Origin of the sequence: Salibacterium halotolerans (genome assembly GCF_900115625.1) — a bacterium.
GTDB classification, from domain to species: Bacteria; Bacillota; Bacilli; order Bacillales; family Marinococcaceae; genus Salibacterium; species Salibacterium halotolerans.
In genome coordinates this window covers 88,245-100,465 of the sequence record NZ_FOXD01000014.1, presented here as the reverse complement: position 1 = coordinate 100,465, position 12,221 = coordinate 88,245, and the positions used below count along the sequence as shown (strand labels likewise).

The 12,221-nt window shown below is 49.4% G+C and carries 10 protein-coding genes; 9 read left to right on the top strand and 1 reads right to left on the bottom strand.

The window, feature by feature from the left end:
* Positions 1 to 161: 161 nt before the first annotated feature.
* The 5 genes from mutS to hfq all read left to right on the top strand — a co-directional run bounded on the left by mutS (position 162) and on the right by hfq (position 7,010).
* Positions 162 to 2,786 (top strand): DNA mismatch repair protein MutS, encoded by a 2,625-nt coding sequence (gene mutS / locus BM124_RS12590; protein ID WP_093338006.1) that lies wholly within the window; start codon positions 162 to 164, stop codon positions 2,784 to 2,786.
* Between the two features lie 12 nt (positions 2,787 to 2,798).
* Positions 2,799 to 4,679: a DNA mismatch repair endonuclease MutL gene (gene mutL / locus BM124_RS12585; RefSeq protein ID WP_093338004.1), complete on the top strand. Its 1,881-nt coding sequence runs from the start codon at positions 2,799 to 2,801 to the stop codon at positions 4,677 to 4,679.
* Between the two features lie 315 nt (positions 4,680 to 4,994).
* Entirely contained in the window at positions 4,995 to 5,780 is a 786-nt protein-coding gene (locus BM124_RS12580) for a class I SAM-dependent methyltransferase (RefSeq protein WP_093338003.1), read from the top strand.
* Entirely contained in the window at positions 5,777 to 6,718 is a 942-nt protein-coding gene (gene miaA, locus BM124_RS12575) for a tRNA (adenosine(37)-N6)-dimethylallyltransferase MiaA (RefSeq protein ID WP_093338001.1), read from the top strand. The genes BM124_RS12580 and miaA overlap by 4 nt, the downstream gene beginning before the upstream one ends.
* Before the next feature lie 37 nt (positions 6,719 to 6,755).
* On the top strand, positions 6,756 to 7,010 hold the full coding sequence (gene hfq, locus BM124_RS12570; RefSeq protein ID WP_093337999.1) for an RNA chaperone Hfq: 255 nt from the start codon (positions 6,756 to 6,758) through the stop codon (positions 7,008 to 7,010).
* Between the two features lie 91 nt (positions 7,011 to 7,101).
* On the opposite strand, the gene BM124_RS12565 is transcribed toward hfq, so the two are convergent.
* A complete protein-coding gene (locus BM124_RS12565) occupies positions 7,102 to 8,097 on the bottom strand; it encodes a tyrosine-type recombinase/integrase (RefSeq protein ID WP_093337998.1) in 996 nt (331 codons plus the stop codon).
* Between the two features lie 130 nt (positions 8,098 to 8,227).
* Here BM124_RS12565 and BM124_RS12560 point away from each other — a divergent pair, with 130 nt between their 5' ends.
* From BM124_RS12560 to BM124_RS12545, 4 genes are all read left to right on the top strand, one after another.
* On the top strand, positions 8,228 to 9,142 hold the full coding sequence (locus tag BM124_RS12560) for an AAA family ATPase (RefSeq protein WP_244504330.1): 915 nt from the start codon (positions 8,228 to 8,230) through the stop codon (positions 9,140 to 9,142).
* Positions 9,143 to 9,146: 4 nt separating this feature from the next.
* Entirely contained in the window at positions 9,147 to 10,394 is a 1,248-nt protein-coding gene (gene hflX, locus BM124_RS12555) for a GTPase HflX (protein ID WP_093337995.1), read from the top strand.
* Positions 10,395 to 10,409: 15 nt separating this feature from the next.
* The gene (locus BM124_RS12550) at positions 10,410 to 11,684 is read left to right on the top strand and encodes a methionine gamma-lyase family protein (RefSeq protein ID WP_093337993.1); all 1,275 of its coding nucleotides are present in this window, start codon (positions 10,410 to 10,412) and stop codon (positions 11,682 to 11,684) included.
* 92 nt (positions 11,685 to 11,776) lie between these two features.
* The gene (locus BM124_RS12545) at positions 11,777 to 12,172 is read left to right on the top strand and encodes a MerR family transcriptional regulator (RefSeq protein ID WP_093337992.1); all 396 of its coding nucleotides are present in this window, start codon (positions 11,777 to 11,779) and stop codon (positions 12,170 to 12,172) included.
* Positions 12,173 to 12,221: the final 49 nt, after the last annotated feature.

The following is a 12,221-nucleotide window of genomic DNA, read 5'->3' as shown; positions in this document are numbered from 1 at the left end:
CTTCATTATACCGAAAGAGGCGATTTTTTTGTATATGAAATAGAAAAAGGAGCTGTAAAAGGTCATTTTTTCACAACCTTTTGATACAGCCCCTTTTTCCTTTCATCAAAACCCGTATGATATAATAGGAATATACATCAATCAGCAGTGGAGGAATAGACGTGGCCGAAGAAACACCCATGATGAAACAATATAAAGATATTAAATCGCAATACGGGGATACGTTTTTATTTTACCGGCTCGGTGATTTTTACGAGCTTTTTTTCGATGACGCCGTACAGGCCGCCCGGGAGCTCGAGATCACGCTGACCCGGCGCGGAAGCAGTAACGAGCAGCACATCCCGATGTGCGGCGTGCCGTATCACTCGGCGGAGCAGTATATCTCCACCCTTATTGAAAAGGGATATAAGATTGCCATCTGTGAACAGGTGGAGGATCCAAAAACAGCAAAAGGAGTCGTCCGCAGGGAAGTAGTGCAGGTCGTAACGCCTGGAACGGTAATGGAAGGCCGGGCGGTGAGGGAAAATGAAAACAATTTTACCGCCGCTCTTTATCCTTGTGACGACGGAACCGCCTCGTTTGTAAAAGCAGACTTAACGACAGGGGAAATAGAAGGCGCGGTGCTCGATAAAGACACACGACAGTGGCAGCGTGAAATAACGCGGACCGGAATTAAAGAACTGATTGTGCCTTCTTCTTTTGATGCCGGACATATCCTTCCGGCATCGATTGTCTGCTCTGTGGAAGAAGATACAAAGCTTCAGCAGGATTTCCAGGCACTCCTGCCCGAACATGCCGGCTCAAAAGTGGAGAGTGCTTTTGCGCTGCTGACAAATTATTTTGTGCGCACCCAGAAACGATCGTTATCCCACCTTCAGACGATGCAGCTGTACCGTCCGAAAGACAGCATGCAGCTTGATATTCATGCCAGGCGGAATCTGGAGCTGACCGAGACGCTGATGGACCATAATAAACGGGGGTCGCTGCTTTGGCTGATGGATCAGAGCGTTACCGCTATGGGAGGACGCCTCGTCAGAAAATGGGTGGAGCAGCCGCTTTTGAATGTGGATGACATGAAAAAACGCCATTCTGTGGTGGAATCGTTTCTTGCGCATTATTTTGAACGGGAAGAGCTCAGGGACAGGCTCCGCTACGTGTATGACCTTGAACGCCTTGCTGGTAAAACCGCCTACGGCAATGTAAATGCAAGAGAAATGGTGCAGCTCCGCCGTTCTCTTCAGGAACTGCCTGAGCTTTTTTCGCTGCTGGACTCGCTGGACAATGAAACAATGAAAGAATGGACAGAACGAGCGGGAGATTTCAGCGGTCTCCGTGACATGCTGGAGAAAAGTCTGGCGGACGATCCCCCGGTTTCCATCACAGAGGGCGGTCTTATTAAAGAAGGCTGGCACGATAAACTCGATGAGTATAAGGAAGCGAGCAGAAATGGAAAGGACTGGATCTCAAGGCTCGAGAAACAGGAACGGGACGCGACCGGCATCAAATCATTAAAGGTCGGTTTCAATAAAGTGTTTGGATACTACATTGAAGTGACCAGGCCGAACATTCCTTACCTCCCGGAAGGACGGTATGAACGGAAACAGACGTTAACGAACGCCGAACGTTATATTACGCCGGAACTGAAGGAAAAAGAAGAGATGATTCTGGGCGCGGAGCATCACAGCACGGAGCTTGAGTATCAGCTGTTCCTTGACATCAGGGATCAAGTCAAAGAATACCTGCAGCCGCTTCAGGAGACGGCGCGGATAATAAGCGAGATCGACGTGCTGCAGGGATTTGCTGTACAAAGCGAACGCATGCAGTACGTCCGCCCGGAATTCTCGGCGAACCGCCGACTGTCCATTACCGGGGGGCGTCATCCGGTGATCGAACAGATGCTGGACCAGGGGGAATACGTCGCCAACGACATGGAATTGAACGATCAGCGGGAGATACTGCTGATTACAGGCCCGAACATGGCCGGTAAAAGCACATACATGCGCCAGACCGCGTTGCTTTCCATCATGGCTCAGGCCGGCTGCTTTGTTCCTGCCGAAAAGGCGGAGCTTCCCGTGTTCGACCAGATCTTCACCCGTATCGGGGCATCGGACGATCTAACTTCCGGGCAGAGCACGTTTATGGTGGAAATGCTGGAAACAAAGCAGGCGCTCTCGATGGCGACCCCGGACAGTCTCATTCTTCTTGATGAGATCGGGCGCGGAACATCGACCTACGATGGGATGGCGCTGGCTCAGTCGATTGTGGAATACATCCATGAGCGTATTGGGGCCAAAACGCTGTTTTCCACCCACTATCATGAACTGACGACACTCGAAGACACGATGTCGAAACTGTTCAACGTCCATGTCCGTGCTGTGGAGGAAGAAGGAAATATCGTGTTTCTTCATAAAGTGGAACAGGGAAGAGCGGATCGGAGTTACGGCATTTATGTTGCCAAACTTGCAGAACTGCCCGACGGAGTGCTGGACCGCGCGGAAACGCTTCTTCACCAATTTGAAGGACATGTTGACCGCGTGTTACATGAAGAAAACGAGGAGCTAACACCCGCACCAGTACTAAACAGTTCATATGAATCGGATGCGGGGGAGGGAGAACAGCTTGCATTGTTCGAACCAACCCCAGCAGGTTCAGACGGTTCCAAACAAAAAGAAGAACGAAAAACACATCCAGTCATCGAAGATTTGAAAAAGGCGGATGTGCTTCATATGTCGCCGATACAGGCGCTGGAGTTATTGTATGAGTATCAACAGAAACTGAAACGATAAGGAGGGGCGGTCATGGCAGAAGTGAAAAAACTGACCGACGAACTATCCAATAAAATCGCGGCCGGAGAAGTAGTGGAACGCCCTGCATCGATTGTAAAAGAGCTGGTGGAAAATGCGATTGATGCCGAAAGCACCCGGGTCGATATTGAGATAGAAGAAGGCGGACTCTCCAAAATCCGGGTGGTGGACAATGGCAGTGGTATGACGCGTGATAATGCGGAACTGGCCTTTCTCCGGCACGCCACAAGTAAAATAACATCAGAGCGGGATTTGTTTCAGATTGCGAGCCTTGGTTTCCGGGGAGAAGCGCTCCCAAGTATTGCGGCCGTTTCCAACCTGGATTTAACGACCGGAACAGGGGAAGGAGAAGGGACACTCATTCGTTATCAGGGCGGAAAACGGATAGCGCTTTCCGCTGCCAAAGCCCGGAAAGGAACAGACATTACGGTGAGGGACCTGTTTTTTAACACGCCGGCGCGCCTGAAATACATGAAGACCATCCATACCGAGATCGGCAATATTACTGACGTTGTGAACCGTCTTGCGCTTGCCCATCCAGCTGTTGCCATCACTCTGTCCCATAATGGACGGCAGCTTCTTTTCACCAATGGCAGCGGTGATATGAAAGCTGTTCTGGCGGCCATTTACGGCCGCCGGACCGCGGCGAAGTTTCTCCCCGTAAAAACGTCCTCTATGGATTACAAGATTCAGGGTCTGGCGGCTGAACCAGAAGTGAACCGGGCCTCGAGGCAGTACATTTCCATCTTTATAAATGGTCGTTATGTCAGGCACTTCCCTATCGTAAAGGCTGTGGAAAAAGCGTATCACACGCTGCTTCCAATCGGCCGACATCCGATGATTGCGCTTCATATTGAAATGGATCCGGTTTTGATTGACGTGAATGTTCATCCGGCTAAACTGGAAGTAAAAATCAGCAAAGAACAGGAGCTCCTCACTCTTATCGAACAGGCCTTAAAAGAAACGCTTTCCAAACAGACATTTATTCCGGAAGTAGAAACATCACGCGCGAAAAACCCGAAAACGGAACAGGTACCGCTCGAATGGGAGGCTCGGCCCAAACAACCAGAACATACCAGTCAGGATACAACTCCTTCTCCGGTATACCGCCAAAACACACCTGAAGCTGCGCCGTTTCCTCCGGAAGAAGCATTGGAACCACGGGAGCCTGCCTATTCTTTGAATCGGAATCCTGCACCTGCTGTGGAAGAGTACCAACCGACTGAAAATGTGTCCCGCCCCGTGCCGGAGCCAGAGCCAAAGGCAGCGGCGGCCGGTGGGGAAAAAGAGAAACGGGTTCCCGAGCTTGAACCTATCGGGCAGCTTCAAGGGACGTACATTCTTGCCCAGAATGAAAACGGTCTGTATATTATTGATCAGCATGCCGCCCAGGAGAGGATTTATTATGAATACTACCGGGATAAAATTACCGAGACCAACCGGCACATCCAGGAACTTATGATTCCGATGACTCTGGAGCTTTCGCCGGATGAAGAACGCATCATCACAGCGTATGAGGAGGACTTAAAGCAGGCAGGAGTGTATCTTGAACCGTTTGGGTTCCGGACGTACCGTGTCTCTTCCCACCCGGCCTGGTTTCCGGCGGGAGAAGAAGAAAACACCATCCGCGAACTGATTCAACAGCTCCTTGAGGATAAACAGATCCGGGTTTCCGCGCTTCTTGAAGAAGCGGCCATATTGATGTCCTGTAAAGGGGCAATTAAAGCGAACCGCCATCTCCGGAGCGATGAAATACAGTCTCTCCTTGAAGATCTGCGTCATTGTGAGACACCGTTCACATGCCCTCATGGAAGGCCTGTATTTATACATTTTTCCGGGTATGACATGGAAAAAATGTTTAAGCGGGTTATGTAGCTTAGATGTTTGCATCTTCGTCACATTTTGGGGGATGCTTTGAGTACGTGTTATGTTATAATCGATGTAAACGGTTTAAGAAGGAGACGTAGATGTATGACTGCCTTTGATTTGATTGCTATACTCAGCGTTTCAGGTCTTGCTATTTTTATCAGTTCCATCATGGCTGTTTATTTTATGAAACAGTCCCAGTCCGATCATTAAATCGCGCTCTTATACCGACGTAAAATCCCTTTTCTTTCAAAAGGGATTTTTATTTTGACGCAGGCTCAAACAGGCCTGATTCTTTGAGTCCAGTAGAAAGCAGGGAGACGAGTGATTATTACGACAGCAAAAAAAGCCCTTCCGGAAGAAACAGAAGAAGCACGGACTCTGGCTGGTGAGTGGGGCGTGGCGTTTGAAGCCCGCAGAAAACGGTCTTTTCAAAAATGGCTGGCTTATGCGCAGGAACCTATTTACGCAGTAGGAAAAACGCAGGATAAACTATACCACCCAAAAGCCCTGAAACCACTTGCCTTTCATCCCAGCATGGCCTGGATCCGGTATCAGCGGATGGCCCGCGGGGAAAGAGACCCGATGGTGGAAGCCATGGGTCTGCAGGAAGGGATGTCGGTGCTCGATACAACGATGGGACTCGGTTCCGACAGCATCGTTTCCCGTTTTGTAACAGGAGCAAATGGTTATGTACAAGCGGTGGAGTGGAACCCTTATGTTACTCATCTTGTCGCAAAAGGCATGAAGATGTGGGAGTCTTCATCGGATGAATTCAATGTCGCGATGCGAACCATCGATATTATATCCGGCAGCTTCGAAAAAGTGCTTGAAGAACTGCCTGACAACAGTTTTGATGTGATTTATATGGATCCTATGTTTGATGAAGCCCTGAATGATTCCGTCCATCTGTCCCCGCTTCGATCGTTTGCCTGCCACCGGTTCCCGGCTCGTGACGCCGTGCACAAAGCAGTCCGTAAAGCTGCCAGGCGTGTCGTTATTAAAACAAGAGGCTTCCCGGATTTTCTTCGGGAAATGGGTTTTGCGGCGCACCACCGCGCCGTTTCAAGATTTTCATATGCTGTGTTTGTAAAAGGAGAGTCATCATGACAAAAGATAAAGTCGTCGTCATCGCCGGACCGACAGCTGTCGGTAAATCAGAAACCGCCATCCGCCTTGCTTCGTATTTTGACGGTGAGATTCTGAGTGGAGATTCAATGCAGATTTATAAAGGTCTTGATATTGGAACGGCGAAAGTCTCCGAAAACGAGCGGCGCGGCATCCCTCATTATTTCATCGATGAACGCCGGCCTGATGATTCGTATTCCGCGGCCTCCTTTCAGCAGAAAGCAGCCGAACATATCCGCAATATCAATGCAAGAGGGAAGCTTCCCATTATAGCTGGAGGAACCGGGCTGTATATCCGGGCTGTTATCCGTGGTCTTGATTTTCACGATACGCCTTCCGATCCCGAATTCCGCCGGGAAATGGAGGAGTTTGCCCGGAACCACGGCGCCCGTTCCCTGCATGATAAACTGCGGGAAATGGATGAAGAAAACGCAGCGCGGATCCACCCCAATAATGTGAAAAAAACGGTCCGTGCCCTGGAAATCCGCCATATAGGCGGACAAACAAAGCGGTCGTTTGAATCAGAAGACGACATGTTTTACCACCATCTCATGATCGGTCTGACGATGGAACGCAGTACGCTGTACCAGCGCATCAACACCAGGGTGGACCAAATGATAAAAGAGGGGCTTCCGGACGAAGCAAAGTGGCTTTTTGATAAGTACCCGCGTGATGTTCAGGCGGCCCAGGCCATCGGTTATAAAGAATTCTTCCCTTATTTTGAAGGGCGCTGCACATTCACAGAAGCGGTGGAAACACTGAAACAGCACTCCAGGCAGTACGCCAAGAGACAATTGACATGGTTTCGCAACAAGGAAAGGGTGAACTGGTTTGACATGACAGACGGACTCCATGAAGAAAAAATAAATAAAATGATCCAGTTGATAGAAGGAGAATACGATCTGCCGTCGAATACGTAGGAATAGAGGCAGAGTATGATGAGGAGGACGTTATGTCATGAAACAGCCGGTCAACATTCAGGATCAATTCCTAAACACGCTGCGCAGAGAGAAAATAGCTGTCACTGTTTTTCTCTTGAATGGGTTTCAGCTTCGGGGACACGTCAAAGCTTTCGATAACTTCACAGTAGTGCTTGACAGCGACGGAAAACAGCAGCTCATCTATAAACACGCAATTTCCACTTTTGCACCGCAGCGTCATGTGCCGCTGCAGATAGAACCGGAATCCGCAGACTCCGTCACAAATGAATAAACCAAAGCTTCCGGGGGATACAGCCCGGAAGCTTTTTTGATGTTCAGGCATCACACAGTCCGGTGAAGGTATCGGCCGGCAGAGTGTTTTTTCAGTCACTGTTTCCAGGTGGAGAACTGCTGATTTCAGTGGCATAATCGATGTATTTTGTTAATGTGAGTATCGTGTTCAGCCCAAGCATTTCCTGGATTTTTTCCGGACTCTGCCCTGACTGGAGCGCGCGGACTATAAATGTGTTGCGGAGATGTTTGGATGAAATGGAGCGCTCAATTCCCGCCCGTTTTCTTTCCTCCCGTATCATTTTCTGAATGGCAACTTCGGTTAAATGTTTGGGACGGTCTTCTTCATAGCTCCAGCGGTACGTTCGCCGCTGAAAATCAAAGGCGGCGAAAACCGGATGATGTCCAAGAAATGGACGGACGGGTTTCGGGATGACGTGAAAATAATGATATAATAAAGATTGGTCTTTTTTGGACAAGGAAACCACCCGTGGGTTACCGGTGGATTCCGGAATATGAAGAAGACCCTGCCCTTGATTGATATCTTTTAGACAAAGAGAAGACAGTTCCTGCATACGGAGCCCGTAACAGAGAAACCAGCGGATAATGACCAGATTTCTCGGAGCAAGCAGTGGACGTGCCGCTGCTTGCTTTTCGCTCAAGCCCGCATCGGACTGCAGGGTTTCCATTAATTTTTTTTCTTCAGAAGGATGAATAAGAGCTTCCGATGAAAACTCTTCCCTTGTTAAATCAGCCGGGTCGAAGGATTTCATCGGATTGGATGCACACCTTCCTGTATTATGAAGAAATTCGAAATACTGCTTCAGCACGGTGTGAATTCGTTTAATCGTGCGCGGGTGGTAATGCCTGCTCTGTACAAGAAACGAAAAATATTCTTCCACCCGGCCGGTTGCTGCCGCAGTCAAAGCAGACAAATGTTCTGCTTTTGCAGTCACTTCTATATATCGAAAAAAATCGGCGAGGTCGTAATGGTAACGGGTAATGGTGCTTTTTTTTCTTCCCCTGGCTTTTAGAAACTCGAGAAAATCCTGTGCCGGTGAAGGAAGAACATACATGTTTTCCGCCATTCTTTCCTTCCTTTCCCTGTCATCGTGTATTCATTATATCAGAATGCGGATTCACCAATCACTATGGATAAACGTATAGTATGGGTAGGCGCCCACAGGATATTGTGTTCAGAAAGAGGGGATGACTGTAATGGTACAGATGAAAGACCATAGAAAAATACAGATACAGCTGAACCATGATAATAAAGATACCGGTAAAAGCCAGGAATGGTTGTCAGACGCCGGACATTACCCGCTCCTGAAAGCCAAAAAACGGCTCAGCGGCATGATCGGGATGGATCCGGTGCTCACCTTCATCCGGGAAATGTATGCGCTCGTCTACGTGAATGAATGCCGGAGAGAGCTCGGAATGACGGTAACCCCTCAGAATTACCACATGCTTTTTATCGGCAACCCGGGCACCGGAAAAACAACGGTTGCCAGGATCATGGCAGCGATGCTCAAAGATATGGAAGTACTTGAGGAAGGTCATTTCATAGAAGCAGACCGGGCCGATCTGGTCGGAGAATATATTGGTCAGACCGCACAGAAAACCAAAGATATCGTAAAAAAAGCTGAAGGGGGGATTCTTTTTATTGATGAAGCATATTCGCTTGCACGGGGCGGAGAAAAAGACTTCGGCCGGGAAGCTGTGGACGCGCTTGTAAAAGCAATGGAAGACAGGCAGCATAAATTTGTTTTGATTCTGGCAGGGTATCCTGATGAAATGAGACAGTTTTTAAATCTGAATCCCGGACTTCCGTCGCGCTTTCCTAATACATTGACGTTCCGTGATTTCTCCGGAGGTGATATGCTGACACTGACGGAACGGCTGATTACAGAAAAACAGTATCAGGTCACTGATAGAATGCGGCAGAAGCTGTACGGTCATTTTCAGATGCTCCGGGAAGCGGATTTCCGTCAGAATGGCCGCTATGTGAGAAATCTGGTGGAACGCATCATCCGCCGGCAGGCCCTTCGTCTGCTGGAGGAACCGGAGCCGATGAATCAACACACGCTGATGACACTCGAAGAAACAGATATGCCAGGTACTGGAAAGGAGTAACCGCATGACAGAAAAAGTAGTAATCGCCGGCTGCCGGCTGCCGGGACATTCAGAAGAAGACCTGGAGAAAAGTCTGGAAGAATTGACCGCCCTTGTTCACACCGTCCAGGGAGAGGTGCAGGAACATTTCATCCAGGTGAGACAGAAACCGGATCCGGCCACCTTTATCGGTAAGGGAAAGATAGAGGAAATCAATGAAGCGGTCGAAGAAAAGGAAGCGGATCTCGTTGTTTTCAATGATGAATTATCCCCCGGGCAGATAAGGAATCTGGACCGGGATATCCCGGTCCGTGTGATCGACCGGACACAGCTGATTCTTGATATCTTTGCCGGCCGGGCCCATACCAAAGAAGGGAAGATTCAGGTGGAACTCGCTCAGCTTTCCTATCTTCTTCCCCGTCTTGCCGGCCAGGGAGAATCATTTTCCAGACTCGGCGGCGGGATTGGAACACGCGGACCCGGGGAGACAAAACTGGAAACGGACCGCCGGTATTTATTAAGACGGATGGATGATTTAAGAGCCCGGCTTCAGGAAGTAAGAGAACAACGGGAAAACTACCGGAAACAGCGCCGCCGGAATAAAACGGTTCAGTTTGCTCTTGTCGGCTATACCAACGCCGGCAAATCGACGCTTTTAAGCAGTCTTTCGGGAGCGGAAACGTTTCAGGAAGACCTGCTTTTTGCCACGCTTGATCCTCTGACGCGGAAAATGCAGCTTCCTGCCGGCTATCCGGTACTTCTTACGGATACGGTTGGGTTTATACGGAATCTTCCAACTACACTTATCGCAGCGTTCCGCTCCACACTCGAAGAAGTGAAAGAAGCGGATGTGCTGATTCATGTTGTCGATGCCTCCGATCCATCGGCGGACGACCATATTGACACAGTGGACAAGCTGCTCGAAGAACTGGATGCCCATACGATTCCGGTGATCACCGTTTTTAACAAGGCGGATGAAATGAATGGAAATTACGTAACAACCGCATCGAAACATCCGTTTCTTTACATGTCGGCCCTTGAAGAAGAGGACGTCGATTCCCTCCGTCATCTGATGGAGCAGACGCTCAGGGAGCAGATGCAGTACTACAAAGTGAAAGTGCCTGTCGAAGAAGGGAAAGCCATTGCCGACATTCAGCGGCTGACGATGGTTGATACGCAAAAAATGAGTGATGACAGCCGGTATGTGATCTTTACCGGATCTGCCTTTTTGGATCATCCGGTTCAGGGGACACTTCAGCAATGGAAGAAATAGAAAGGAAACCATGCCATGTATGTAACAGATAAAGTGAATTTCGTACGGGAACAAGCGGAAAAAACAGCGGCAAAAGGATATCAGGCGGTGGAAAAAACGGCGGAAGCTAATCAGCGCCGTCTGCTTCAGATTTTTCATAAACACAAGGCGTCTTCTGTTCATATTCAGCAGGCATCGAGTGGATACGGGTATGATGATGTCGGCCGGGAAACCCTGGATAACATATATGCTGACGTATTTGGAACGGAAGCGGCCATCGTGCGGCCCCATTTCATTTCGGGAACGCACGCCATCACTGCTGCGCTGTTTGGAGTACTGCGGCCCGGTGACCACCTGCTTTATGCAGGAGCACCTTATGACACACTGCAGACGGCAGTCGGTCTGAATAATGAGGAAGCGGGAACGATGATGGAGTACGGTATGGAGTGCTCGATTGCACCACTTGATGAGAATGGGTTTCCTGATCCTGGGATGCTGCTTTCGTGTGTCGAGGAAAATACGAAAGTCGTCGCATTGCAGCGCTCCAAAGGATATGACGACCGGCCGTCTCTGTCGATAACCAAACTGAAAGACATCATTTCCCACCTCAAAGCGCATCGTCCGGATATTATCGTGTTTGTTGATAACTGCTACGGAGAGTTTGTCGAAAAAGAGGAGCCGGGTCACGCGGGAGCGGACATTACTGCCGGCTCGTTAATAAAAAACCCGGGAGGCGGCATCGTCCGGAGCGGCGGCTATATCGCAGGAAATGCAAAACTCGTGGAGCAGGCTTCTTCGCGTTTTGCCGCGCCTGGAATCGGCCTTGAGGGCGGCGCGATGTTCAACACACTTCCTGAGATGTATCAAGGACTATTTATGGCCCCGCACGTTGTCGGACAGGCATTAAAAGGAGCGCTGTTTACCTCTGCTCTTTTTGAGCAGGCCGGGTTAAAAACGTTTCCTTCAAGCAGCGGAGCACGGACCGACATTGTGCAGGCTGTGGAATTTGAAGAAAAACAGAGAATGGTCCGGTTCTGCCAGGCGGTGCAGGAAGCGTCACCGGTGGATGCGATGGTTCAGCCCCACCCGTCATCAATGCCGGGATACGCGGATGACGTCATTATGGCTGCCGGAACGTTTATTCAAGGGTCGAGCATTGAACTGACAGCAGATGGACCGCTGCGTCCGCCATACCGGGCCTATGTGCAGGGGGGGCTGACCACTGCCCATGTCATCTATGCGGTGACGCACGGACTAGAGACACTGCTTCGGGAAAACCTGCTTTTTGTCCCGGCAGAATCGGGTATGTAATTTTCAATGTAAAAATAGTTAACATGTTATTGACTAAAAACCTTACATCCTGTAGGATGAATGTAACTTCAATGAGGAAAGGAGGCAGCCAGATGAATGATCAAATCCGGCGGAATATGCCTTTATTTCCCATAAGTATTGTGAAAAAACTGACAGAATTGTCGGCCAGGCAGATTCGGTATTACGAAGAAAATGGACTGGTCCACCCGTCACGGACAGAAGGAAATCAGCGCCAGTTTTCTTTCAATGATGTCGATAAGCTTCTGGAAATTAAAAGCCTGATCGAACGGGGCGTGAATATTTCCGGCATCAGGGAAATTTTTGATCTCCGGGTGGAACAGGAACAAAAGCCCGCGCCGGCGCTGAGAAACACCGAAAGTATGAGCGACAAAGAGCTGCGGCGTCATCTGCAGAAAGAAGTGATGATGGCGGGATCACAGGGACGCTCTTCCATGATACAGGGTCAGCTTTCGCGATTCTTTCATTAAGTTACGATGAACCTTCTTCTGCCGTCCGGTAGAGGATTTCATATTCATT

Excerpts from the sequence above, each read along its gene's own strand:
- mutL (WP_093338004.1), top strand. The coding sequence starts at position 2,799 with ATGGCAGAAGTGAAAAAACTGACCGACGAACTATCCAATAAAATCGCG.
- miaA (WP_093338001.1), top strand. The coding sequence starts at position 5,777 with ATGACAAAAGATAAAGTCGTCGTCATCGCCGGACCGACAGCTGTCGGT.
- hfq (WP_093337999.1), top strand. The coding sequence starts at position 6,756 with ATGAAACAGCCGGTCAACATTCAGGATCAATTCCTAAACACGCTGCGC.
- BM124_RS12565 (WP_093337998.1), bottom strand. The coding sequence starts at position 8,097 with ATGGCGGAAAACATGTATGTTCTTCCTTCACCGGCACAGGATTTTCTC.
- BM124_RS12560 (WP_244504330.1), top strand. The coding sequence starts at position 8,228 with ATGGTACAGATGAAAGACCATAGAAAAATACAGATACAGCTGAACCAT.
- hflX (WP_093337995.1), top strand. The coding sequence starts at position 9,147 with ATGACAGAAAAAGTAGTAATCGCCGGCTGCCGGCTGCCGGGACATTCA.
- BM124_RS12550 (WP_093337993.1), top strand. The coding sequence starts at position 10,410 with ATGTATGTAACAGATAAAGTGAATTTCGTACGGGAACAAGCGGAAAAA.
- BM124_RS12545 (WP_093337992.1), top strand. The coding sequence starts at position 11,777 with ATGAATGATCAAATCCGGCGGAATATGCCTTTATTTCCCATAAGTATT.